Annotated in this window: 17 protein-coding genes; 5 read left to right on the top strand and 12 right to left on the bottom strand. The window is 47.0% G+C overall.

What is annotated here, in order from left to right:
• The first annotated feature begins 75 nt into the window (after positions 1-75).
• From EXU85_RS03220 to EXU85_RS03230, 3 genes are all read left to right on the top strand, one after another.
• Positions 76-3,555, top strand: coding sequence for a DUF1553 domain-containing protein (locus tag EXU85_RS03220; RefSeq protein WP_142770687.1), 3,480 nt, complete (start codon positions 76-78; stop codon positions 3,553-3,555).
• 91 nt (positions 3,556-3,646) lie between these two features.
• On the top strand, positions 3,647-5,098 hold the full coding sequence (locus EXU85_RS03225) for a DUF1501 domain-containing protein (RefSeq protein ID WP_142770688.1): 1,452 nt from the start codon (positions 3,647-3,649) through the stop codon (positions 5,096-5,098).
• A gap of 108 nt (positions 5,099-5,206) precedes the next feature.
• Complete coding sequence (locus EXU85_RS03230; RefSeq protein ID WP_142770689.1) at positions 5,207-8,392, top strand: C25 family cysteine peptidase; 3,186 nt, start codon at positions 5,207-5,209, stop codon at positions 8,390-8,392.
• An 8-nt stretch (positions 8,393-8,400) separates the two neighbouring features.
• On the opposite strand, the gene EXU85_RS03235 is transcribed toward EXU85_RS03230, so the two are convergent.
• The 10 genes from EXU85_RS03235 to EXU85_RS03280 form a co-directional block, all read right to left on the bottom strand.
• Positions 8,401-9,078 (bottom strand): hypothetical protein, encoded by a 678-nt coding sequence (locus EXU85_RS03235; protein ID WP_142770690.1) that lies wholly within the window; start codon positions 9,076-9,078, stop codon positions 8,401-8,403.
• Positions 9,079-9,098: 20 nt separating this feature from the next.
• Entirely contained in the window at positions 9,099-10,076 is a 978-nt protein-coding gene (locus tag EXU85_RS03240) for a T9SS type A sorting domain-containing protein (protein WP_142770691.1), read from the bottom strand.
• A 36-nt stretch (positions 10,077-10,112) separates the two neighbouring features.
• Entirely contained in the window at positions 10,113-10,265 is a 153-nt protein-coding gene (locus EXU85_RS03245) for a lasso RiPP family leader peptide-containing protein (RefSeq protein ID WP_142770692.1), read from the bottom strand.
• Between the two features lie 29 nt (positions 10,266-10,294).
• Positions 10,295-11,386: a T9SS type A sorting domain-containing protein gene (locus EXU85_RS03250; protein WP_168207729.1), complete on the bottom strand. Its 1,092-nt coding sequence runs from the start codon at positions 11,384-11,386 to the stop codon at positions 10,295-10,297.
• Positions 11,387-11,613: 227 nt separating this feature from the next.
• Complete coding sequence (gene mraY / locus EXU85_RS03255; RefSeq protein ID WP_142770694.1) at positions 11,614-12,822, bottom strand: phospho-N-acetylmuramoyl-pentapeptide-transferase; 1,209 nt, start codon at positions 12,820-12,822, stop codon at positions 11,614-11,616.
• A 124-nt stretch (positions 12,823-12,946) separates the two neighbouring features.
• Complete coding sequence (locus EXU85_RS03260; RefSeq protein ID WP_142770695.1) at positions 12,947-14,425, bottom strand: UDP-N-acetylmuramoyl-L-alanyl-D-glutamate--2,6-diaminopimelate ligase; 1,479 nt, start codon at positions 14,423-14,425, stop codon at positions 12,947-12,949.
• A 106-nt stretch (positions 14,426-14,531) separates the two neighbouring features.
• Positions 14,532-16,643 carry a penicillin-binding protein gene (locus EXU85_RS03265; protein WP_142770696.1) on the bottom strand — a complete coding sequence of 704 codons (2,112 nt, stop codon included), beginning with the start codon at positions 16,641-16,643 and terminating at the stop codon, positions 14,532-14,534.
• Positions 16,633-17,031, bottom strand: coding sequence for an FtsL-like putative cell division protein (locus tag EXU85_RS03270; RefSeq protein ID WP_142770697.1), 399 nt, complete (start codon positions 17,029-17,031; stop codon positions 16,633-16,635). Before EXU85_RS03270 ends, EXU85_RS03265 begins: the two co-directional genes overlap by 11 nt.
• 83 nt (positions 17,032-17,114) lie before the next feature.
• Positions 17,115-18,608, bottom strand: a complete 1,494-nt coding sequence (locus EXU85_RS03275) for a M20/M25/M40 family metallo-hydrolase (RefSeq protein WP_142770698.1) — start codon at positions 18,606-18,608, stop codon at positions 17,115-17,117.
• Between the two features lie 248 nt (positions 18,609-18,856).
• Positions 18,857-19,531 carry a DUF3431 domain-containing protein gene (locus EXU85_RS03280; RefSeq protein ID WP_142770699.1) on the bottom strand — a complete coding sequence of 225 codons (675 nt, stop codon included), beginning with the start codon at positions 19,529-19,531 and terminating at the stop codon, positions 18,857-18,859.
• A 202-nt stretch (positions 19,532-19,733) separates the two neighbouring features.
• On the opposite strand from EXU85_RS03280, the gene EXU85_RS03285 reads away from it, so the two are divergent.
• Positions 19,734-21,809 carry a S9 family peptidase gene (locus tag EXU85_RS03285; RefSeq protein WP_246859414.1) on the top strand — a complete coding sequence of 692 codons (2,076 nt, stop codon included), beginning with the start codon at positions 19,734-19,736 and terminating at the stop codon, positions 21,807-21,809.
• Positions 21,810-21,938: 129 nt separating this feature from the next.
• A complete protein-coding gene (locus EXU85_RS03290) occupies positions 21,939-23,486 on the top strand; it encodes a VCBS repeat-containing protein (RefSeq protein WP_142770701.1) in 1,548 nt (515 codons plus the stop codon).
• A gap of 86 nt (positions 23,487-23,572) precedes the next feature.
• On the opposite strand, the gene EXU85_RS03295 is transcribed toward EXU85_RS03290, so the two are convergent.
• Positions 23,573-24,946, bottom strand: a complete 1,374-nt coding sequence (locus tag EXU85_RS03295; protein ID WP_142770702.1) for a glucoamylase family protein — start codon at positions 24,944-24,946, stop codon at positions 23,573-23,575.
• 103 nt (positions 24,947-25,049) lie between these two features.
• The gene (locus EXU85_RS03300; RefSeq protein ID WP_142770703.1) at positions 25,050-26,717 is read right to left on the bottom strand and encodes a glucoamylase family protein; all 1,668 of its coding nucleotides are present in this window, start codon (positions 26,715-26,717) and stop codon (positions 25,050-25,052) included.
• Positions 26,718-26,770 lie beyond the last annotated feature (53 nt).

Below are 26,770 nucleotides of genomic sequence, written 5' to 3' on the forward strand. Positions count from 1 at the left end.
TTTTTATGGGCATTTGCGCGTTATTTTTGTAGAGTCATTTTATTGTCAATCAGTTCCTCCGTCGGAGGCTTATATATGCACATCTGGTCTGACATACGGTTTCGATACGTTCTGCTTAGTACAACAGCGGGTCTGTTTGGCGCGTCTGTTTGGTTAACGGCCTGTCAGAGTTCTGTCGAAAAACCGGCGGAAATTGTCGCTATTGAGGCAACCCTGCCCGAAAAAGTTGATTACAACCTGCACGTCAAGCCGATTCTGTCGGATCGTTGTTTTGCCTGTCATGGTCCTGATAAAGCTAAACAACAGGCAGGTTTACGTTTAGATACGCCCGAGGGGGCTTATGAAGCGTTGGCTAAAAGTGGTCATACGGCCATAGTACCGGGTAATTTAGCCAAGAGTGAACTGGTTAACCGAATCATCAGCACCGACCCCGATGTGATGATGCCAACGCCGAAATCTAATCTGAGCTTAACGACAGAAGAAAAAGCGATGCTCATTCGCTGGGTTGAGCAGGGGGCAGAATATAAAGAACATTGGTCGCTTATTGCCCCAGTCCTGCCGGAGATTCCGAAGGTGAAAGACGAGCAGTGGGTAAAGAATGACATCGACCGATTTGTTCTGGCCAAGCAGGAAGCCAAAGGCTTATCCCACGCCCCCGAAGCCGATAAAACGACCTTACTTCGTCGGGTTAGTCTGGACTTAACAGGTTTGCCGCCAACACCCGCCGAAGTCGATGCGTTTCTGGCCGATAAATCCCCGAATGCCTACGAAAAAGTAGTCAATCGATTGCTGAAGAGCCCTCATTACGGTGAACGTCAGGCGGTTGAATGGCTCGATGTGGCCCGTTATGCCGATACGCATGGGTATCAGGATGATGGCTTACGTACCATCTGGCCCTACCGCGATTGGGTGATTCGGGCCTACAATTGCAACCTGTCGTTTGATCGGTTCATTACCTGGCAATTGGCCGGTGACTTACTGCCTAATCTGAAAGCTTCCGCCGACTGGAAAGAGAAACTCATTGCCACGGCCTTCAACCGGAATCACCAGCAGAGCCAGGAGGGTGGCATTGTTGACGAAGAATATCGGGTAGAATATGTGGCTGATCGAACCAACACGTTCGGCAAGGCTATGCTGGGGCTAACGGTAGAATGTGCCCGTTGTCATGACCATAAATACGACCCCATCAGCCAGAAAGACTACTATTCGTTGTTTGCCTTTTTCAATAGCAACAATGAGCGCGGGCAAATTCCCTACAATGGTGAAGCGGCTCCAACAATCACGCTCACTAAGCCGGAAACAGAGGCCAAGTTGAAGTTTATCCGCGAACAGCTTACTCCGCTTGAACAAAAACTCAATCCGAACCGCCCCGATTATCAACAACGTTTCGGACAGTGGCTGGCAACAACTCACTCAATAGCCTCGTCAGATTCTGGGTTGTTGGCGCATTACACGTTCGATGAAGCGGATCGGGCCGATGTCGGTGCGTATGTGAAAGAGCAGAACGAGAAACGGAAACTGGAGGACGCCCGAAAAAAGAAAGAGGAAGAAGCCAAAGCCAGGCTGAAAAAGCCTGACGTCAAGATAGCTGAAAAGAAAGAAGCGCCAAAACCAAAAACCAAAGAAGAGCTCTGGAAAGACCCGCGTAACGCTTTCGCCAATTTGGTGAATGATACCTTGCCCGCTCGCTTAGGTGGCGATCCTGATAAGGTGCCTTACTCGGTGCCCGGCCGATTTGGGAAAGCGCGCTATTTACCGGGCGATAGCTATATTGAATTGCCCAGCAAGTTCGGTGCTTTTGAGCAAAATGAGCCATTTACCATTAGCAGCTGGTTTAATCTGGCGAAGCCGGGTATGGCACTCACGCTGCTGGGCCGTACAACTGGCCCTATGGATGGTCAGCGTGGGTACCAACTTGATTTACTGGCGGATGGGCGACTAAAACTGGCCTTTAGCCACGTTTGGCCTGCCAACGCTATAGATATCGAAACGATTGACAAAGTCCCTGTGCATCAGTGGTTTCAGGTTGCGTTTGCCTACGATGGAACTGGTCAGGCGAAAGGGATTACGCTGTACTTGAATGGACACCCTATCCGTACTAAAGTGATTGCCGATCACCTTATTCACAGTATGGTATACGGCAAAGACAAAACCCACTGGGCACAACACAATTTCTATGTGGGTCGAATGCACGACAATTTCTATAAAGATTTTGCCGTAGATGAACTGCGCATTTACAAGCGCTGCCTGACTCCGCTCGAAATGCCTGCTTTGGCTGGTCAGCCAGACGCGCTCGCTATTGCGCTTAAAACTCCGGTCGCCAATCGTACATCGGCCCAACGGACAGGCTTATATACCTATTACGTGACCAATCAGGACCCGGTTTATCGGGCCGATTATGCCAAAGCGATGAAATTGCGGGGTGACCAACTTATGCTCTACACCAACTCCGATCAGCTCATGATTATGGAAGAGCGCTCGGTACCGCGCGAAACCCATCTGCTGAAACGGGGCGCCTACGATGCGCCTGCCGAAGTGGTAACACCCGCCGTTTTGCATAGCCTGAATCCAATGGATGAGGATACGCCGAAGAACCGGCTTGGTCTGGCGAAATGGCTTCTGGCCCCAGAAAATCCATTGTTCAGCCGGGTTATGGTGAACCGGATGTGGCAGCAATATTTTGGCCAGGGATTAGCCAAAAACAGTGATGATTTTGGTAACCAGGGCGCGTTGCCCAGTCATCCCGAACTGCTGGACTATCTGGCCGTTAAATTCCGAGGTGAAAAAGGGTCAGCTGACGCCTGGAATGCGAAAGCCATGCATAAACTGATTGTTATGTCGGCTACCTACCGGCAGGCATCGGCGGTACCTGAAAACGCGCGGGAAGCCGATTCTGAAAATCTATTTTTAACGCGAGGGCCGAGCTACCGGATGTCAGCGGAACAGGTGCGTGACAATGCATTGGCGGCAAGTGGTTTGTTAACGCAGCGCATCGGCGGCCCCAGTGTTCTGCCTTACCAGCCATCGGGTATCTGGGAAGCCCTGGCTACCCGGAATGCAGTAAAATACGAACAGGATCATGGCGATAGCTTATACCGTCGGTCGATGTACACGATCTGGAAACGCTCGTCTCCAGCACCGATGATGCTTGATTTCGATGCGGCCGAGCGGCATACGTGTATTGTAAAACGCCAGAAAACGAGTACGCCTTTGCAGGCACTGGTTACGCTAAATGACCCGCAATTTGTGGAGGCTGCCCGCGTATTGGCGCAGAGAGAAGGAGGAAGGAAAGAAGGGAGTAAAGGAGCAACAGTAATAAATGAGCTTTTTAAAGCTGTCATTAGCCGCCCCGCTCGCTCAGAAGAAATGGCGTTGATGCAGCAACTGTACGCCGAAGAACTGGCTGATTTTAAACAAAACCCGAAGCGGGCAGCAGAGTTATTATCCGTAGGAGAATATCCGGTTGATACTAAACTTAATCCGGTGGAATTAGCTGCCTGGACTGTAGTGACCAGTACCATAATGAATTTCGACGAAGCGATAATAAAAAGATAGCCATTAATGGTTATTGATCGTCATGCGTAGTAGACCAACCAATGACAATTTTATGACGATCAATGGCCATTAATGACCATATACAAGTACAATGGACATTCAGGATGAACTTCACGATCAGCTAAGCCGCCGGAATTTTCTGGGCCAGGCCAGCGCGGGCTTAGGCACCATTGCCCTGGCCTCATTGCTGAATCCAACTAATCTGTTTGGTGGCGCTACGCCCGGAGAGAATCCGGCAGTCGGGAAACCACACTTTCCACCGAAAGTAAAGCGGGTTATTTATTTGTTTCAGAGCGGTGCCCCTTCTCAGTTGGAGTTATTCGACTACAAGCCGAAGCTCGAAACCATGTGGGGACAGGATTTACCTGCATCGGTACGTAATGGGCAGCGACTGACGGGCATGAGTGCGGGGCAGAGTCGTTTCCCGCTGGCAGCCTCGAAGTATAAATTTGCTCAGTATGGACCAAGCCAGATGTGGATCAGCGAACTGCTACCTCACACAGCTGGTATTGCCAGCGACCTGACGTTTATTCGATCCCTACATACCGAAGCCATTAATCACGACCCGGCCGTAACGTTCTTTCAGACTGGAAGTCAACAAGCGGGCCGACCTTCAATGGGTTCCTGGGTTAGTTATGGCCTGGGATCAGATAACCAGAATCTGCCTTCTTTTGTGGTGCTTCTGTCCAAAGGACGGGATGGCGATCAGCCCCTATATGCCAAACTTTGGAGTAATGGGTTTCTGCCATCGGTGCATCAGGGCGTCGTATTTCGGTCGGGGCCAGATCCGGTTTATTACCTCAACAACCCGCCGGGTATCGACAAATCGAGCCGTCGGAGAATGCTTGACTATCTGGGTAAATTGCACCAGGAGCAGTTCAAACATGTGTTGGATCCCGAAATCAACAGTCGGATGGCGCAGTACGAAATGGCTTATCGAATGCAAACGTCCGTCCCCGAAACGCTCGACATCTCGAAAGAACCCAATTATATTTTCGACATGTACGGTCCCGATAGCCGCAAGCCGGGAACGTTTGCTGCCAACTGTCTGCTAGCCAGAAAGCTTGTAGAAAAGGATGTAAAGTTTGTCCAATTATACCATCAGGGCTGGGATCAGCATGGCAACTTACCAAACGACATCAAAACCCAGGCGAAAAGCGTTGACCAGCCATCGGCAGCTCTTATCATGGATCTCAAACAGCGTGGGTTGCTTGATGATACACTTGTGATTTGGGGTGGTGAGTTCGGGCGGGGTGCTTACTCACAGGGGAAGCTCACCCGTGATAATTATGGGCGTGACCACCACCCACGAGCATTCTCGGTCTGGATGGCGGGAGCTGGTGTTAAAAAAGGGATGGTTTACGGCGAAACCGACGATTTTGGCTACAACGTCATTAAGGAGCCGGTTCATGTGCATGATTTTCAGGCTACCATCCTGCATTTATTAGGTGTAGACCATGAAAAGCTCACCTTCAAAAGCCAGGGCCGACGTTATCGCCTGACCGATGTTCATGGAAAGGTTGTGAAGCCACTATTGGCTTAATTATCTTTTCGATGTACCTTTCGCAGTAAAATAAGATACTTGCTGCGCTTGAGAGGGATTCTACTTGTACTTACTCTGTTTCTATTTCCTTGCGTTGGCCAGGCGCAAATGCGTTATGGTAACGAATGGATTGTTCCGTTGCAACCCTATGCGAAAATCAGCATCACTGAAACCGGCATTTACCGTATCAGTTATGCTGAATTAGTCAGTGCCGGTTTTAACCTGGATGCGATAAATCCCAGAAATCTACAGCTATTTCATCATGGTCGCGAACTGGCAATCGAGGTAGTCGGTGAGTTGGACAATCGGTTTGACGCCACAGATTTTATTGAGTTTTATGCCGAAAAAAATAAAGGCGAGCAAGACAGTTTAGTTTACTACCACACCACGCGAGCTAATCCCTATCATAGTTTATTTTCTGACGAGACGTTCTATTTTCTCACGGTTGGGCAACATGCCGGAAAACGTATCGTAACCTACGCTGCTAATCCAACAAACCAGAATCCCGAGAAATACCACCTTGAGGAACAGGTTGTTTCGTATTCAGAGCAATATTCATTCAATAATTCGATTGGCTTAATCCCATCCGTTCAGCAGAGCTATTTTGAGGAAGGCGAAGGCTGGACCGGGCACTATATTGTTCCGGACACAGCAGCTAGATTCAGGCTGACATTTAAAAACCGGGTCAAAACCGATGAGGTATACCCCACACTTGAGTTCCAGCTAAATGGTCGATCGCTCAATAACCACCAGCTCTGGTACGCGCTAAATGAAGGCAGCCCACTCGATACAGTTACGTTTGGCTCATTTAGTCCTCAGAAAATAGAGTTGGCTCTACCCGAAAGTACAATAAAAAACGAATCGGTTTTACTCAAAACGCAGACATTGAAAGCCGGCAATTACGATTGGTACTCAATGACGTATTTTAAAGTCGTTTATCCACAGAGTTTTCCACTGAATGGGCAGCGAAGTAAATATTTTACGTTACGACCAAACTCCATGAACCAGTCTGTCGTGCAGATTAGCGATTTGGGACCGGATTACATTACCTATATCATAACTGATCGCTACAATATTGCCAAAATAACCAGTCAAACAAATCAGTTGGTGGTTCCCAATACCGCAACCGGGCAACAGCTATTTGTTAGTAATGAAATCAAAAAAGTAACTGGCATTTCGGTTGTTACATTCCCGATATTGAATCCCAAGGAGTATACCTATCTGATTGTTACACACAATTCGTTGCTTGAATCGGCCAATCAGTATGCAGCTTATCGGGCGTCGGTAGCTGGCGGCAGCTATAAGCCGTTGGTCATCGAAACGAAGGCCATTTACGAGCAATTTAATTTTGGGGAACGAAGCCCCATTGCTATCCGTCGCTTTGCTGATTATATGCTATCGGGTGGGAGTGGTAAATATCTATTTCTGCTGGGCCGGGGTATTAGTTTTCCCGATGTGTTGAAAACGTCGGAAGCAGAGGATCTGGTACCCACGTTTGGGTATCCTGGTTCCGATGCTTTACTAACGATGGGCCTGACTGGTTTGCCCGAATTTGTACAGGCACTGCCAACCGGTCGTATCAATGTAACGACTAATCAACAGGCGTTGAACTATTTGGCCAAAGTAAAGGAGTTTGAACAGAGTGTACCAGATGAATGGCAAAAACGAATGTTGCATCTGAACGGAGGCCATGACAAAGCTGAGATTACCTATTTGAAGAGCCTGATGGAGCAACTTCGTCCCATTGCAGAAGGCCCATATATGGGCGCGCAGGTCAAAACAATTTCCAAAAAAACCTTCGAGGAAGTCGAAGCTATTGATATTTCTGCTGAAGTGAACGAAGGAGTTTCGATGATAAGCTACACGGGTCACGGCTCCTCAAACACCCTCGACTTTAATTTTGGCTATTGCTCATCGCCAACTAGTAATTTCCACAATAAAGGGAAGTATCCTATCCTGTTTTTTAATGGCTGTAGCATCAATAATATTTTCTATAAATATGACCCGCTCAGTACCGATTGGCTAATTACGCCCGACAAAGGTGCGATTGCCGTTCTGGCAGGCTCATTCTGGAGTTACCCCAATAGCACCCAGCAGTATATTTATAGTCTGTATCAGAAGCTATTTGCTGATAGCACAACCCTTACCCAGACAATAGGGGAAATGCAGCAACGCGTTAATCAACACCTGTCATCGCAAAGTAACGATCTGACATTGAGGAGCGATATGCAGCAAATTATTCTTCAAGGCGATCCTGCACTGCACCTATTTCCGTTATCGAAACCAGATTACGTAGCCCGAAGCCTTTTTCTCCAGGCACGAAAAACCGGAACTAGTATCGCCACTAATGATTCACTTACCGTTAATCTGATTCTGGCTAATGTTGGAAGGTATATTGCCGGGCAAACGGTTTCAGTACAACTGAAAAAGACCTATACAACTAATGAAACAAGTGTTCAGTGGGTTACCGTTCAAATCAAGTCGGGTCGGGATACATTGGTATTCCCCATCAAAAAAGAGCTTTCGATAACGCAACTAGAACTCACGATTGATAGTGATGCTGTTATTGACGAGCTTAGTGAAGGTAATAATGTCGTCCAAATCGAGTTGGCCGATTGGCAGGAAATTCAGAGAAACAGCGTTTACCCAATTAATGCCTTACCTGATCAATCAAACCCAGTACTGTCGGTATTGATTGATAATCGGGTTCTTAAAAATGGCGACTATGTTTCGGCTGATCCTACTATTCAAATCAATTTGATGGATGAGAATATATTGCCTATTGATAACCTGGCTACTATTCAGGTTTCCATAAAACAATGTGAATCCTGTCCATTTGTCGCATTGACACCAAAAACAGGCTCGGCAACGTCACCTGTATCGCTTATAGCCACGTATCAATTGACGCAACTTCCGGCTGGTAGGTATGAGCTTCTGGCAACCGGCCGTGATGCTGTCGGAAATGCATCCGGTAACGCTTATCGTATCACGTTCCGGGTAGCAGATGCATCGGCTCCCACCCAATGGAAGGTATATCCCAATCCAGGTAATGAAGTCGTGCAATTTAACTTTTTGGTGGTTGGTAAGGTGCCGCCAAAGGAAGCTAAGTTGCAGATTTTAAATGGTATAGGTGTGCCAGTCGATATGTATAACCTTATACCTACTATAGGCGAAAATACGTTTTATTGGGATAATCTCAGTAGTCAGCCATCGGGTATTTATACGGCTACCCTTCAAATTACCTGGGATGATGGACGGCAGGAAACTCTCAAAACTAAGCTAATTAAACGATAGGTATTTTGTTACTCTTTGCCTGCTTCACGTAAAACCCATTTCTGGCGGTAACCAAATTCAATTTGCCCTGTCCCAATGCAACTGGGGGAACTTTGACAATAAGCCAGTGCAGTGGCTTCCTTATAAATTAGCCCTGTCTGATAGCCATATACTACAAACTGACGATTTAATGAAATGGCTGTCGAGTCGTTTTGTGTGCTGCTAACCTGAATCGTATTGGCGTAATTACCATAAGGTTTTCCAATCTGGTTGTAGCGGTAAGTAGAGATAGGCATGACATTAAACTCATTTTGATTCCAGACATTTTTGTTTGTAACTGGAAACGTGAGTTTTACATAAGCCGTGTTATTCTCAGTACGAATCAACTTATCTGGCCATTGTTGTACCGTCCATATTGAATCTGCTTTCCAGGTATCAAACAGACGGCTTCGTTTGTATCGAATCAATTTGTACGTTTTTCCTCCTTGACCTATCGAGAGTAGCTCACCAATTGTTTCTTTAACATAATAGGTACTCAAAATTGGTAAGTTACTTAAGGAATAACGCTCATCCTGTACTTCATACACCCAGTAGCGCCCTGTCTCAACCGGTGCATAGTTACTATCATGTTGCTCTAAAACATCCTGTTGCTGACACGCCTGCAGAAGTAATAAAGTGCCTATAATGGTAATGGGGTAGTTAAACAAGTCGATGGAACAATGATTACTTAGTCTACAATTACTTTGAGTGATTTCTGCTTAGTTTGTCCCAGTCCGAAAAACTGCAACAAATAAATGCCTTTTGATAAGAGATGTGTGGGAGAAACGGACACGATAGTTGGGTTCCCCGTTTTGGTGGTATTAATAGGGATCTCAATACCGGCAACAGTATATAGCCTGATGACAGCTGACTGAGCATCTTTCATGGACAGCATAAAGCTGCCATCTGCACTAGCGTTTGGGAATATTTTGGTATTTATATCCTCCTGGAGCGTATAACGAACAGCAATAATGCGTGAATAATCAACAGATCCATCTATATCTTTCTGTTTTAGTCGATAGTAATAGGTTTGATCAACTTGAACATCGGTATCGATAAATTCATAAGTCGATACCTGACGGCTAGTAGTTTGGCCTTTTACAAAGCCTATTCCTTCGAATGCTGTGGCATTTCTACTTTTCTGTAAATCGAAACCTTCATTGTTGGTTTCTGATTCAGTAGACCAATTCAACCGCACCCCGTCAGGTTTGGATATACCCGTAAATGATAGCAGTTTCACTGGAAGAGGTCCGTTAAAAATAGATTGTGTTGTACAAGTACTGGTTCCTTGTGCCGATTTACTTCCAGTTAGCACCAAACTTCCACTACCGCAAGGTAATACTACCGTAGCAGTTGGCAATTGTTGATTGGCTCCCGAAGGGAGGTCCGAGAATGAGCCATTACAATTGACAATGGCTACAGGATTTCCAGAATAGCAAACAGATACGGTGGTACCCCCTGCTGTGAATGTATAGCGCGCCAGTTTGACTGCGGATCCCGATTGATTAACTGTTACTGTAGGTGTAAAAAGGAAGGTACAGTTGCCACCGCTAGTCGATTGGTAGGTTAATGTATAACTTTGCGTAACCACACATTCGGTGGAAGATGTTTGGGCAAAGCTTTGTCCATAACAGATTAGAAGTGAGATGCATGCCAAGATTTTCATAATCGTGTGGAATGTTTTTTATATACCTACTATGTATTATGCCTGGAAGTCATTGGTTGATGACATGGCATCAAAAGCACTACCACCTTTCAGGGTAAGTTTAGATACGTTTCCGAGCTTTATTAGCGTCGGTTTCTTGTAGGTTCTTTTGGTAGATTTAAGTACGGTGGTATACTGGTTAATTTTCATAAAAGTGAAATTCTAGTGTTTGAAACAGGTTATTGGATAATGATCTTTAGAGGTTGTTGATACGAACCATCGGTTGTTTGAAGTTGCAGGTGGTATATACCTGTAGGGGCGACAACATCTATGGAAAGTTGAGCAGGCGCCTGAGTCTTGTTGATCGTAATAGGAATTTCGATGCCAGCAGAATTATAAAGATGAATAGCGGCTATCTCCTTTTCCTGGGTAGAAAGCATAAAGTTGCCCCAGGTCGGATTAGGATAGGCCAAGGCTTTGGTTTCTTCTGAGGCAGCGCCTACTCGTACGCCAATAATAGTAGATAGCGCTGAGCTACCACCCATATCTTTTTGCCTGAGTTGATAATAATATACTTGCCCATCCTGAACATCGTTATCCGTAAAAGAATAGGCCAATAATTCCTGGGTGGAAGTATGGCTCGGAACAAAGCCAATTTTCTCCAATCGTGTAGCTGACCTACCTTTCAGTACATCGAATCCTTCATTTTTTTCCTCCCAGGATGTAGCCCAATTCAATTGGACAGCATTCGTCGTTGACTCGCCTGTAAATGATATGAGTTTGACAGGAAGTGGAGCAACCCCGCTAACAGTTAGTGATTGATCCAGCCTGAGGGTTCCTGCTGCATTACTAGCTCCCCATGCGTAGAGTCTGAACCGAATAGGTTGTACGGTATTGACGGTAAAACTTACATTGATTGCTGCATCTATAGTACCGGATAATGGGCCTGTTGATATACTAACCTCTGTACCTCCTCCAATACTATAGGCAATTAGATAATTAGTCGGGCCAGTGCCAGATCTACGCTCAGTTAGGTTTATACTGGCTAAGTTTAATTGATGACCTGTAACAGGCGTTAGGGTAAATTCGTAATAATCATTCAAATCCTGTGCACTACTAGTCCAACCACTGGAATTGATGCTACCGGTTGCTGTTACAGGAGTTAGGCCTGTACCTCGTGTAATATCAGAAGCTGTAATGTTAGCGTTGGTAGACGTTACCGCTTTAGATGTTTGATTACCTGGGTCTGCGTTTGTGAAGGTGTAGGTGGCTACTTGGGCAACACTTGTTAGTGAATGCAGGAATAATAGTAGTGGTACGAACTTATTCATAAACGAATACATAATTTTTGGGTAAAATTATGTATATTATTTAATTAAAATAGAGTCTTTATGTGTTTTTTTGCTAGTATAACCAATTTTAAATATGGTTTGGGGAGAGAATTGTGTATGTAAGAACGTACACGAAGCCATAAAGCCTGTCTGTAGCTACAGACAGGCTTTATGGCTTCGTGTACAACAAATTGATAAGAAACTGGGAGATAAGATGTAAAGGGCGCTTATCGCAACTTAAGCGTTACCAATGCCAGAACAGCGAGCATAATACCCACAATCCAAAAGCGTGTTACGAGTTTTGCTTCGTGATAGCCTTTCTTCTGAAAATGGTGATGCAAGGGCGACATCAGGAAGATTCGCCTGCCCTCCCCATACTTACGCTTCGTATACTTAAAGTAGCTGACCTGCATAATTACCGATACGAGTTCGACCAGGAAAATGCCGCAGATAATTGGAATCATCAATTCCTTTCGGATGGCTAGAAACAAAACCGCAATAACACCACCCAGCATCAGGCTACCTGTGTCGCCCATAAATACCTGAGCAGGATAAGAATTATACCATAAAAAGCCGACGCAGGCACCTACAAAAGCAGCACAGAAGATTACTAACTCACCCGCATTTGGGATGTACATGATATTCAGGTACTGCGAGAAAACCTTATTGCCAGATAAATAAGCTAATACACCGATCGTTAAGCCAATAATTACTGAAGTTCCAGCTGCCAGCCCGTCAATACCATCTGTAATATTTGCCCCGTTGGAAACTGCTGTGATGATGAAAATACAGATCAGCACATACACAATCCAGGTGTAACTGTCTGGCAAAAAGCCAAAGAGAAGTGAGCTATAATCGAACTCGTTGTTTTTAACGAATGGTACAGTCGTCAGTGTAGATTTAATATCGGTATAGATATCCGGTACAGTCGATGTACTAAGCAACCGCGGGGCATATCGGCGAATTTTAACGTACTCATTAAACGATAAGGTAAGACCGACAATGAGCCCTAAGCCAACCTGGCCAACAACCTTAAATTTACCTTGCAACCCTTCTTTATTCTTCTTGAAAACTTTAATGTAGTCGTCCAGGAAGCCAATCATCCCGGTCCAGACGGTAGAAACGAGAGCTAGTACCACATACACATTGGAGAGCTTGGCAAAGAGCAGGGCTGGAATCAGGAGAGAGGCCAGAATAATAAAGCCACCCATGGTTGGCGTGCCCCGCTTTTGCATTTGACCTTCCAGGCCAAGATCACGAATAGATTCGCCAATTTGCAGATTGCGGAGTATATCGATAATACGCCGACCAAAAATAGCTGCAATTAGCAGAGAGGTTATAACTGCACCCAGTGCACGAAATGAGATATATTGAAAAACCCCCGCACCAGGGAAGTTGTAGCGTTCGTCAAGAAACTGGAAGAGGTAATAGAGCATAAGGACGAATGATAGAATGAGCGAATGAATGATTAAGTGAATAAAACATGCGATAGCTATTCACCGCTCCGGCGGCCCGGTCAATCACTCATTCGCTCATTCACAATTAAATTCCAGGCCAAAGTTACTGATTTCCGCGTTCTGCAAAAGCCTCCTGTAACACGGCCTTATCATCAAAGTCGTATTTGATGCCTTTGATTTCCTGATAGGTTTCGTGGCCTTTACCAGCAACCAGAATAATATCGTGCGGATACGCAATTGAAACCGCTTGACGTATTGCTTCGTGCCGATCCTCAATTGTTTGCGTTTTCTTTACATCAACGGGGGGAACACCAGCTTGCATTTGCTCTAAAATGGCTATCGGGTCTTCGTTGCGCGGATTGTCTGAAGTCAAGATGACGCGGGTACTGAATTTACACGCAATACCGGCCATAATAGGCCGTTTGGCTGCATCACGATTTCCCCCACAGCCAACAATCGTAATGATTTGCGGCAGGCGACCCTGTTCGTCTGTCTGGCGCAGACCGTTGATGGTTTCCAATACGTTTTGCAGCGCATCAGGCGTGTGGGCATAATCGACAATTCCCACAATTTTGTTGTCTGAAACAACCTGTTCAAATCGACCCCGCGGTGGAGTAATGCCAGATAGTAAGGTTAATACATCAGTTGGCTCCTCACCTAACAAAACGGCCGCTCCATACACGCTTAACAGATTATAGGCATTAAAACGGCCAATAAGTTTAAACCATACCTCGCGCGCATCGACCAGCATGTGCAGTCCAAACAGACTATCGGCCAGGAGTTTACCTTTAAACGTAGCCAGTGTTTGTAATGAGTAGGTTTCTTTGCGTGCAGCGGTATTCTGAAGCATCACCAGACCCCGTTTATCGTCAACGTTCGTTAAGGCAAAGGCGGATGACGGAAGCTGGTCGAAGAATCCTTTTTTTGCCCGGATGTAGTTATCGAAAGTCCCGTGAAAATCGAGGTGATCGTGGGTGATGTTCGTAAAAATACCACCGGCAAACGTCAGGCCTGCAATACGTTCCTGCACAACCGCATGTGAACTAACTTCCATAAATACATGCGTACAGCCATGGGTACGCATTTTTGTCAGTAGCTGATTGGTGGTGATGGCGTCGGGTGTGGTATGTGTTGCCGGAATTACTTCATCATCAATCTGGTTCTGAACCGTAGATAACAACCCACACCGATAGCCTAAGCCGCGAAACAGTCGGAAGAGTAGGGTTGCAACGGATGTCTTGCCATTGGTCCCTGTTACACCAACTAGTTTGAGCTTTTGGGAGGGATGATCGTAAAAATTAGCAGCTGCTAATCCCATTGTCCGGGCCGAGTCCTGCACCTGTACATAGGCCACAGAGGAGTTAATCTCAGCGGGCAGCTCTTCGCATAAGATAGCGGCTGCTCCCTGGCGAATGGCCGTTTCAATAAAGCTATGGCCATCAGTAAGGGTGCCACGAATGGCTATAAACAAACTGCTTGGACCCACTTTACGCGAGTCCATCGTCAGATTTGTAATCTCAGTAGTCATGCTGCCGGATGTAGCCAGCAGAGGAGTTTTATAGAAGAGGTCTTTGAGTTGCATACGGATATAACGAACAGCACGTTCGTTTGGCGTCTGCAAAAAAACGGCTTGCGCGTGGGACTACCTAATTTGATCGAAAAGTCCTTTCATTGAAAGTAAACAACTGCTACCCTAGCCGCAGTGTTATAGCTTTGCCTGCCGTTTTCGCCGTCTCCATTCCTGGCGAAACGGATTGCTCTTTCACCTTTCCCCTACCTTCAACAGATACCCGGAAACCACGGTTTTCAAGCAGGAACAGGGCATCACGAAGGGTTAATCCTCGTACGTCAGGCACTTGATCAGGGCGAGTTGGCCGCGATTTCCAGCGTCCACCGGATGTTGATTCAACCCAGCCTTCGGTAGCGGGTTCGTTGGTAATATTAAGTGCCGAGCTAATCGTATGCAAGTCGTCGGCATAACCGGCCATCATCCCTGTTGTTGAGCGTGGCTGCGATGTGCGAGCCCGTATTGGGGAATGAATCCGATAATCGTAGGCTACAATTCGATCCGCTACCGTCTTGAAGACGGGCGCTGCTACAGCACCAGCATACAATAAATCTATATTATCTCCCTGAGGGCTATCGACAACCGTAATCATACTATATTTTGGATTATCGGCAGGGAAATAGCCAATGAACGAGGTGTAGTATTTTCCAACCTGATACCGCCCATTCACAATTTTCTGGGCTGTCCCTGTCTTCCCGGCAATGGCGTAATAGGGGTTATTAATGTGTTTAGCAGTGCCCTGAACAACCACACCGCGCAGCAGTTGCTGCGCCTTCCGGATCGTTGCTGGTGAGGCTATCGGCTCCGGAACTACATACGGTTTATTGTCCTCAATGATCTCATTCGCGAGTTTGATCTGCTTGACAATAACGGGGCGTACCCACCTACCATTATTGGCTACGGCATTGTAAAACGCCAGCATTTGCAAGGGGGTAATCTGCATCTCGTAGCCGTACGACATTGACGTTAACGAGACCTTGCTCCAGCCTTTCATGTCGGGGTTGCGAACAACGGGAACGGCCTCACCTTTCATATGGATGCCCGTTGGTTTAGTCAGGTGAAACTGACGCAGGTACTGGCAATACAGATCGGGTCGTTTGTAAAAATAGCTGCGCATCAGCAGGTGCGTGCCCACATTTGACGATTTCTCAAATACCTGTCTGGCTGTAATTGTTCCATGACCAACCCGGCTGGCGTCGTGAATGCCAAGCCCATTATAGGTTGCAGAGCCACCACCAGTGGCCACCAACTGGTCGAGCGAAATGGCTTTTTCTTCCATCAACGCCATCATAGTGGCTAGCTTGAAAGTTGAGCCGGGGTCCGTTCGATCGGCCAGCGCATGGTTGAAGTTTTCGACATAGGTGTTGCCCTGTTTCGTAAGGTTAGCCATCGCCCGAATTTCGCCGGTAGCTACCTCCATGACAATAACACAACCTTTAGACGCATTGTATTTCTCCAGAGCCGAGCGTAACGCCGATTCAGCCATATCCTGATAATTAACATCGAGCGTTGTGTACAGATCCATGCCCGGCTCTGGCGTCATATCCGGGCCATCTTCAACAGGCTTACGGATACCACCCGATAGAACCTCAACCAGACCAACAGCGTTTTTACCCGCCAGCGCGGGTTGAAAACTGGCTTCCAGGCCAATTAGACCCCGGTTGGTTTTGGCATTGAGGTTGCCAATAGTCCGTTCGGCCATCTGACCATAGGGATGATACCGTTCGTAATAAGGACGCAGAACGCCACCTCTTGCCGCAACTTTGGGAGAGGATCGAAAAAACGGCCATTTTAGCATCTCCTGCCGCTCCTTAAACGTTACCCGCCGACGATTCAACAGTACATACCGACGTTTGTGGATACGGGCATTGATGATATCGTCTTTATAATCGTTGGCCGAACGGTCCCGGTAAATTCGGGAGAGCAAGAGGGCCAGCGAATCTATTTTTTTTGTAAAGTATTCGGGCTTGGCCATGGTTGGGTCGAGGCCAACCACGTAAGTGGGTAGCGACGTTGCCAGTAGGCTTCCATCGTTTGCGTAGATGTTTCCACGCATAGCCGGGATCGTGTCGCGCCGGATGAGTGTTTCCTGTACGCGCTCACGCCAGAACTTGCCTTTAAACGTTTGCAAATACTGTACATAAACAAGCCGGACCATAACGCCGAACGCCAGAGCAATCACGACGTAGAAAACGTGATTTGCCCGCTGTATAATGTCCTGTTTAATGTTCATCTGACTTGACAACAATTTTATGGGGTGGAGTTTGGCTATCAGCCAGGCCAAGACCTACAACATGCTTACTGATTTCAGATTGTTTGCCGCTTTTATTAAAATCGGCTTGTAAAACGGTGAACTGAGAGCGCAGTTCATCGACCTGGTTTTTGGTGCGTTGAATGCGCCGGACCAGGCGTTCAGCATTGTGGTTCAGGCCAATATAAAGGATGAGTAGAAATGTGACCCACAAAATGCGGTCAATGTGTTGAATTGGCCAGGCGTTATCTTCGCCGAAAAGCCGATCCAGGCCGATGGCATCATTGAGCCAGGATGCCAGTTTGAGTTTGCGCCGTTGTTGCTTTTGTTTGGCGACCCGTTCGGGCTGACGGAATGTATTTTTGGCCATGGCTGGGTTAGGTCACGATGGTAGTACAAATAAACAAAAACATCGCTGCCAGACCGATACCAAATCTGTCTTTCCCTAAAAAATTACTCTTTCCATCGCCATTCGTTGGCAATTTGCAGCGGTGTCCGTAGGCCCTGGGCTACCAGATAGTCACGGGTTTGGGTGTCGGTTTGCCGTTTCGTCGGAATCGCGTCAGCATCAGCCAGAGCGTATAAGAGCATGGTTGAATACCGGACTGTATTTTTGAGTTGATCGGCGTTGACAAGATTCATGCGATCGCAGTTAGCGTGGTAACAATCAAGCACCTCTCGGGCCAGATGGCCGTTCATGCCAACTACCGGCACACCTTCGAGCATGAATGGCTGATGATCGGAGTGCAAACCAGCCTGATTCTGCATCTGATTGGCAAATACAGGTTCGACCTCTTTCATGGTTTCGCCAACGGCGTTCAAAAAGGGGACCATGTCCGTACGGCCAAATGCGTTCAGGCCCGTTGGGTCGTTGGTCATATCCAGGTTCATCATATAACGAACCATGTCCAGTTGACCGGATTTTTTTAGGTTCTCAACCATTGCTTTCGAGCCCAGTAACCCCTGTTCCTCGCCCATAAACAAAACGAACTCAATGGTACGCTTTGGTTTCAGTTTCAAGGCTTTAAAGGTGCGGGCAATATCCATGATCGCAAATGAGCCAATGCCGTTGTCAATGGCACCCGTGGCCAGATCCCACGAGTCCAGGTGCCCACCAACAATGATTTTTTCGTCAGGATATTTAGAGCCTTTCAGGGTAGCAATTACGTTACGAGCCCGGATTTTCCGGCTAGTATTCGTCATATTAATCTGAGCCAGCAGAGGGCTGTGTTCCTCCTGCATCCAGGATCGAATAGCCTCCCCACTTTCGAGTGAGATACAGACTGATGGAACTGAAATCAGTTTACCCGTTACGGAGGCTGTACCTGTCAATAGTACGTTGCCCGGCACCAGATTGACCATGATAACTCCAGAGGCTCCGTATTGAATAGCGAGTGCTGTTTTTTCGGAGCGGTGAAGGTTTCTGGCTCCTTTGGTAGGTGCTGCTAAACCAATATTGACCAGGGCAACTTTACCTTTTAATTTACCCTTCAAGGCCGCAAAGTCGCCTTCCAATCCATTCCCAACATCCACAATCTCACCCTGTACATGTGCCTCTACGGGTGAATGCGCCAGAGAAACTACAGATACATCCCGGAAATTATCGCTTTTGTTGGGTGCAATCGAGAGGGTAACCGTATCGCGCATCCAGGCTTCTACCTCAAAAGGCTCGTAGCGAACTTCTTTAAAACCATAGGATGCCAGCAAGTCGAACGCATAGGCCTCCGCACGTGTGCCGTTGGGGCTGCCCGTGAGCCGGTGCCCGACCTGTTGAGAGGCTTTGGCGAGCGTTTCGTACGCACGGCTATGTTCAGTTACCTCTTTGTTAATACGAGTAAATGCCTTCTGGAAAGAAAGTTTGTCGGGGTAAAAAGCAGTGAGCGTACCGGCAGTACCGATACAGAACAGCACGAGCCGAAATCGGGGCACGTAAAATGTCCGGGCCATGAGAGGATGGGTGGTAGGATTCTTTGCTAAAGATACAAAAAGGATAACTGATTTTCGATGCCGAATGATTAGACACAGTAACCCATAAAAGCGTTCGGACGAATTGAAAAAAAAGTACAAAATTTACGTACGGAACGCCATTTTAGATTTGCTTTCCTCTGACCACTTGCTTTTAAATTGCTGTTAATCAAGGGAAGTGAGGCTCCGTTTGATTAGCAGTTTAAGGCAATTCTCACTTCATAGTGAGTCTAATCGGTCTGTTGATGCCTCATTGGCTTCAGTTGAACGGTTAATCGTCCAGCCAGCCAGCCAGGATCGAGTCCCACTACATCAAAAACACGATCCCAGCTCCGTTCAAAACAATGGGCGGCATCAGGAAACAAAACAGATATCTCAAGTGCCCGTTTATAGAACGATACGGGTTTTTGATGCAAAAGGTTGCGATGAACAGCAAATTGTGCGCCCAACACAAACGTGTAGAGCGTTGGTCCATCGCTGTCAAACAAGGTACGGTGAAACCCAACCAGATCTAGCCCACGGCCATCGTCATTTTTACTCCACGGCTGGAATAACCGGTGCCCCAGATTGTCGTCGGTATCAATCAGGTGACCAAACCAGTGAAACTCTTTTCCCTGAAACGATAAGGGTTCGGTTACCAGTTCACGCAGTGTTTTTTTGAAATCGTAGGCATGATCGAAGGGCTTGCCCTGGCAAAAAACAGTCCACTCGGCCAGGGAGTCGTAGCGGTTTATAATGTGATGTAAATACGTATGTGCCTCACGTCCAACGTTAGGTAGTGGAATAACCGTATGTTCCGACACAGGATCGGGGCTTTTGCTATAGACCGTCTTTGTCAAACCAGCAGGCAGATTTCGCAACCAGTTCAGATTTTCGGTATAATGGGCAACAACGAGTTCGATCATGATTTTTCAACCGCAAAGACGCAAAGGAAAGCGCAAAGGTGGCAAAGTAAATATACCCTTTGCCACCTTTGCGCTTTCCTTTGCGTCTTTGCGGTTAAAGAAAACCTTATTTTTACAGCAATCTTCCGAAACAAACTGAAACGACGTCCCCCTTATGAAACGGACTTGTCTACAATTCATTTTTTTTCTCACGCTACATAGCATGACTCAGGCACAAACCCCAATAGTAAATCCTCCCAAGGCCGTTATCAAACCGAAAGAGTTGATCACAAACGGTCATAAACGGATCGATAATTATTACTACCTCAACGAACGTGAAAACCCAGAGGTTATCAAGTACTTAAACGCTGAAAATACCTACCTCGATCAGGTGCTGGCTCCCGTAAAGGACTTGCAGAACAAACTGTTTGAGGAGATGAAAGGGCGGATTAAACAGCAGGATGAATCAGTACCTTATAAAGAAGGGGACTATTACTACTACACCCGCTTCATTACGGGAGGAGAATACCCCATTTATTGCCGTAAGAAAGGCTCATTGCAAGGCACTGAGGAGATCATGTTCGATGGCAATGCCATGGCGAAAGGACATAACTATTATCAACTCGGTGGGTATGAGGTGTCGGATAATGATGAGCTGGCCATTTTTGCGGAGGATACCGTAAGCCGACGACTCTATACGTTACGGGTGAAAAACCTGAAAACAGGTAAACTATACCCGGAAGCCATTCCAAATACCGAAGGTGGAAGTTTTGCCTGGGCAACAGATAACAAGACGCTCTTTTATATTAAAAAAGACCCGCAAACGCTGCTTGGTTATCAGGTTTATCGACACGTACTGGGTACCGATTCGAAGACCGATGTGCTGGTCTACGAAGAGAAAGACAACCAGTTTTATATGGGGCTTGGGCGCTCGAAATCCAAAAAATATATCACGATCGGCACCGACCATAACGGTGTTTCAACCGAATACCTCTTACTGGATGCCAGCAAACCCACCAGCGCATTTACCGTGTTTTTGCCACGCGAAAAGGGTCATGAGTACGACATTGTGCATTACAAAGACAAGTTCTACGTTCGTACCAACTGGAAGGCGGAGAATTTTCGGCTGATGGAAGTACCGGAAGGTAAAACGACGGATCGTGCTGCCTGGAAAGAAGTGATTGCCCATCGGCCTGATGTGTATCTGGCCAATATGGACGTGTTTGCCAACCATCTTGTTCTGGGTGAACGTAAAGCGGGTTTGACGAATATTCGGGTTATTAATCAGAAAACAAAGGTCGATGAATACCTCGATTTTGGCGAACCCGCCTATGTCGCTGGTATTAGCTATAATCCTGATTTCAACACGAATATCCTACGGTATAGCTACTCGTCGCTGACAACTCCCAACTCGACCTTCGACTATAACATGGATACGAAGGAGAAAACCCTGAAGAAACAGCAGGAAGTGCTGGGGGGCTTTGATAAGAACAACTATGTGTCGGAACGGGTGTATGCAACCGCTCGCGATGGGGTAAAAGTGCCGGTTTCATTAGTGTATCGGAAGGGCACGAAGAAGGATGGTTCTTCGCCCTTGCTGCAATACTCCTATGGCTCTTATGGCTACTCAACCGATCCGGGCTTTAGCTCGACGCGCCTGAGTTTGCTGGATCGGGGCTTTATTTTTGCCATTGCGCACATTCGGGGTGGGCAGGAAATGGGCCGCCGATGGTACGAAGACGGTAAGATGCTCAAGAAGAAAAATACATTTAACGACTTCGTGGATGTGTCGGAGTACCTCATCAAAAACAACTACACCAGTGCCGATAAGCTTTTTGCTATGGGCGGTAGCGCAGGTGGTTTGCTCATGGGGGCAATTATTAATCAGGCACCTCAACTGTACCGGGGTGTTGTTGCGGCTGTACCTTTTGTGGATGTAGTTACGACGATGCTCGACGAAAGTATTCCGCTCACAACTGGCGAATTTGAAGAATGGGGCAACCCGAAAAATAAGGAGTATTACGACTACATGCTGTCGTATTCGCCTTACGACAATGTTGAGAAGAAAGCCTATCCCAATATGCTGGTAACCACCGGACTGCATGATTCGCAGGTGCAGTACTGGGAGCCAGCCAAATGGGTAGCCAAGCTTCGGGCCATGAAAACGGACACCAATCAGTTGTTGCTTCATACCAATATGGAAGCCGGACATGGTGGTGCATCGGGGCGTTTCCAGGCATTAAAAGAGATCGCCCTGGAGTATGCATTTATGCTGAATTTAGTAGGGGAGCGGCAGTAGTTAGATATCTGTAGAACGCTGATTTTTATGATCAATATGATACTGTTATGATTTTAAAATCATAACAGTATCATATTGATCATAAAAATCAGCGTTCTATTTTTTGCGAAATTTATTTTTGCTGCGATAATGATCTTTACAAACCGATCTCTTTCTCAATATTATAGCTGGTTTCTGCCCGTTGCGGCCATTGGCATAATCGTCGGTAGTTGCCAATCCGGTAATGATGCAGCCCTAAATGACCCTTTACTAGCAGAAGGAAAACGGTTGGCAGAAAGGCATTGTGCCTCATGCCATGCGTTGCCATCGCCCGATTTGCTGGATAAAGGAACCTGGGTAAAGCATGTTCTACCCGCAATGGCGCCAAACCTGGGTCTGGAGGTCTATCCTGGAAATCTGTATTACGTCGGACCAAAAGCGGCTATTTCGCACAACAATTGGGAGAAGTTAATGGCCTATTATCAAGCGCTTGCTCCCAACGTACTGAAACCTATTGATAAGCCTGAAGCCGTTGTGAGCGACTGGGCTGTGTTTTCGGTAGAAAAACCACAAGTCGATACGTCGCAAACGGCTATGACAACGCTGGTGGCTATGGATACCATCGGGCACCAGTTGTACTCAAGTGATGCGTTTCGAAGCGACTTAACCCGTTGGGACCGGCATCTAAAACCGACGTTGTTTAAACAGCTTCATTCCGCAACTGTCGATGCGCGATTTTTTCGCGATGCAACCGGCAACGAACGCGGGCTGTTCACTACGTTAGGTACGATGCGGGCCGCCGACATCTCGAAAGGGGAACTGATTACCCTCGAACTGTCTGGCCGGAAGGGTGTTGATTCATTAACGGTTGCTACGGATTTGCCCCGACCGCTCCAATCGATACCCGCCGATTTTAACAAAGATGGGTTGACCGACTGGCTGGTTTGCGGATTTGGGCATTTGAAAGGTGGTCTGTATTGGCTGAAGCAGCAGCCGAATCACCAGTTTACGAAACTGCCAATTAAGGAAGTGCCCGGAGCCAGTCAGGCGGTGGTCAGGGATTTTAATGCCGATGGCTGGCCCGATCTGATGGTTTTATTTGCTCATGCCGACGAGGGTGTCTGGCTGTTTCTAAATGACAAAAAAGGGGGATTCACCGAACGAAATCTGCTTCGGTTCCCGTCGGTGTATGGGTCAACCAGTTTCCAGTTGGTCGATTTTAACAAAGATGGTCGTCTGGATATTTTGTACACCTGTGGTGATAACAGCGATTATTCGAAAGTCCTGAAGCCCTATCACGGTGTATATATTTACATCAACCAGGGTGATTTTCATTATAAGCAGGCTTATTTCTACCCTATCAATGGCTGTACCAAAGCCGTCGCTACTGATTTCGATCAGGATGGCGATTTGGATATTGCAACGATTGCTTTCTTCGCTGATTTTAAGAATAATCCGTCTGAAAGTTGTCTGATTTTTGACCAGCAAAAGCCGTTACAATTTCGTCCGCATGCCATGCCAGTTAGTGCCTACGGGCGTTGGATTTGCATGGATGTAAACGACGTCGATCAGGATGGCGATGCAGATGTAGTGCTCGGCAACTTCTCGAAGACATTTATCATTCAGGAAGGTTTGAAACCAACCTGGGATACGCATTTGCCGTTGATTGTGTTGAGGAATAAGACGCGGTTGAACTAGAAACGTTTTTGTCATGCTGACAATAGGAAGCATCTTCGGTAGGAGACCTTAAGATGCTTCCTATCGTCAGCATGACAAAAACGTTTCTAGTTCAACCAACCACCCGTAAACCCAGCGCGTTGCAATCCTTTACGAATGTGTGGGTTACGCTTCATCAGGTTCCAGACGAAGTTTGTTCGGGCGTTTTCGGCCATTAACAAAATCGGACCCTGGTCGATGCCAAGGTAATCTATGTCAAACCATCCTTTAGCTGTAGACCCATTCGCGTAGGCCGATGGATAGCGATAGGTTGGATTGAAGGCATCTCGAAAACCATATTGACCATATAGCTTACTACCATACTTTGTTTTCATCGCTTTAAGGGCAGGCAGACAAATTTCAGGAGCGAAGGCGACCGAACCTCCGGCCGCCGTAGGCGCAATAGTGCCATCATCGACAATTTGCTGAATAGCAGCTCCCCGCGCTCGATAGGAGAAGAAATTTCGGCCAGATACGGTCGTATCTTTTGGACCATCGCAGGCGGTCAGGCCCCAGATGGTCGGGCCGTAGTCTTGCCACCTGGCTGGATTGGCTATACAATAAGCGCGGTTGGCGTAGGTGGCCCGACGGGAGTTTTCGGCATAATCGATCCCTTTCGTTTGCATGTATTTATCCTTAATACCCCGGAAATCAATCCAGACGTGAGAGTACTGGTGGCCAAACAAAGGGTCGAAATTTACGTGGGCTTGCCCTTGGAAGTTGGCCCAATTGTAGCTTTTAGTCCAGGCGGTCCATACATCGTTGCCAACCGGGTGCGTAGGCGACCCCAACGCCAGCACGTAAAGCAACATGGCTTCGTTATAGCCTTTCCAGTCAGCCTGAATGAAGCCTTTTTCGGGATGCCACCCCATTGATACAAACGGTGGGCGCGCCTGAATCCAGGTCCAGTCTACGCGTCCATAAATCTGTTCGGCCAATTGACGGATCTCGATTTCAACGGGTGTATTCTTGTCGAAATAGGTTTGACTGCTTAAAATGCCGCCCAACAAGAGGGCTGTATCAATGGTGGACAATTCGACCTGCTTGAAACGCTCTCCAGTTTTCATATCCAGAAAATGGTAGAAAAAGCCTTTATAGCCTGTTACGCCCGTTGCTTTGTCGGATTGTGGAGCTTTTGCAAAAAAACGAAGTGTTTTTAGTGTTCGTTCGGCAGCCTGTGCACGGGTGATATAGCCGCGTTCGACACCCACCAGGTATGATGTCAGGCCGAAGCCCACAGCGGCAATGCTGGCAAATGAGGGAGTGGGAGCACGGTCAGGAATCAGCCCATTTTCGGGATTGGTGGTGTCCCAGAAATACCGGAATGTGTCATGTTCCAGACTGTCTAAAAACGCATTATCTGTTGCCGTTAACCGGTAAGGCGGTTTCGATTGGGCAAAGGCAATGCTAAGGGTCAAGAAAAAGAGAAAGAATGTTTTCATAGGTCGTTTTTGGGTAAACACAGAGATACAGAGGGTTTTACGGAGAAAACAGAGATACTTTATGCGCTCTGTGAAATCCTCTGTATCTCTGTGTTTAAACTAATCAGTTCAGGTTTGGGCTTTGGAACCCCAAGCCTTTCATTCCCTTTTTGACTTCGGGGCAGCTCATGAATAATTTCCAGAGCAGTTGCGAACGCTGGTTTTCGATCATCACAATAATTGGCCCCTGATCGATGGCTAGATAGGAGTTAGCAAACCAGATATTGGTCAGGTTGAAGGCGTCAACGAAGCCCTGGTCTTTCCAGATTTTATCGCCCAGTTTGTAATAGAAAAACCGGAGTGCCTGCATAGACTCGGTAGGCGTGTACGGCATGGACGACAAGGCTGCCGTTGGGGCAATGGTACCGTTGTCGTTTGTTGGGTCACGGGCTGAGTAACCATCCTGTTGATCGCTGGCGGTTAGCCCCCAGCAATCCTGACTATAGCCACTATATTGTTTTGGGTTGGTTTTGCAATACGTGTAGTTAATCTGCGAATGGGCGGTGTTTTGTTGCCAGTAATCGGCATAAGTATCCGTCAGGTCATGCGGATTGATCCCTAAAAAAGAATACTGCGAGAAGAACAACGGGCCACCATAAGCGGGCCCCAGCGGGAGTTTAATGCCGTAGTAGCTATTGCCATTGGCTATCTTCCCGTTCTGCGCCCAACTGATATCGTAAACGGTTTTCGGGATTGGCGAGGTGTTCGATGAAGCCGCCAGTACATAGGTAATCAGGGCTTCGTTCCAGCCGCGAATGGGCAAATTCATATCCCAATTATAGTTAGGTGACCAATGCCAGTACAGGTTGGTTTCGGTACCACTCTTGGTAAACCAATTCCATTCGACGCCATCCCAGAGCGCGTTTATAGTTTTTCGTAAGGCAATTTCATCTGCATTCGTCGAACTGTTGAAATACTGCCGGGCGGTCAATAAGCCCTGCATCAGATATGACGTTTCGACCAGATCGGCTCCGTCGTCTTTGGCACTAAAGGGAACCGTTGCGCCCGTTGCGCCATTAAGCCAGTGTGGAAAAGCCCCATGATACCGTTTCGCATTGTTGGTCAGGAAATTCGTGATTGTTGTCAGTCGGGTTAGTCCCTGCTGGCGAGTGATAAAATTCCGATTTACACCAACCAGAATCGCCATAATTCCGAAACCACTCCCGCCCGACGTGACCACATCGCCCGACGAATTCCGCTCACGAGCCAACCCTGAAACGGGATGCCCAAAATCCCAGAAGTATTTAAACGTCTGTTTTTGAACCAGATCAAGCAGGAGGGAATCGCTGATGCGGGGGAATTTGTCGGTGTTATCGAAGGAGGTTGTCAGGCTGGCGTTTACCGTTGAATTCAGAACCGAATTTCGGACTGATTTCAGGGTTGGCTGTACTGTAAACTGATAGGCTGTCAGTGCGCTAAGCGAATTTTGAGGAGTTACCGTTACAATTGTATCGCCACTGGACACGGTATAGTTCAGCGGGATAGAGACCCCCGTTGATTTTTGTGTTAGTTGAATAGCTGAAGAAACGGATTCTTTCTGAACAGGTGCCGAAAAAGACACCGTTATCACTGGATTTGTACTACTATTCTGAAAGTTCGCACTAGCCGATGATTGGCCATCTACCTGAATGGTGTGGTAGTAAAATGATTCGGGCGGCTCAATATCCTGCGTTTTTTTACAGGATAGGCTCGTAGCTACCAGGAGCAGCACGATTAATTTAGTCGTATTCATATCGGCGTTTTTCAGAACGTTAGTAATAAGGGCTGTTCTCCAGAAGAAAACAG

It is taken from the genome of Spirosoma sp. KCTC 42546, assembly GCF_006965485.1.
Taxonomy (GTDB): domain Bacteria; phylum Bacteroidota; class Bacteroidia; order Cytophagales; family Spirosomataceae; genus Spirosoma.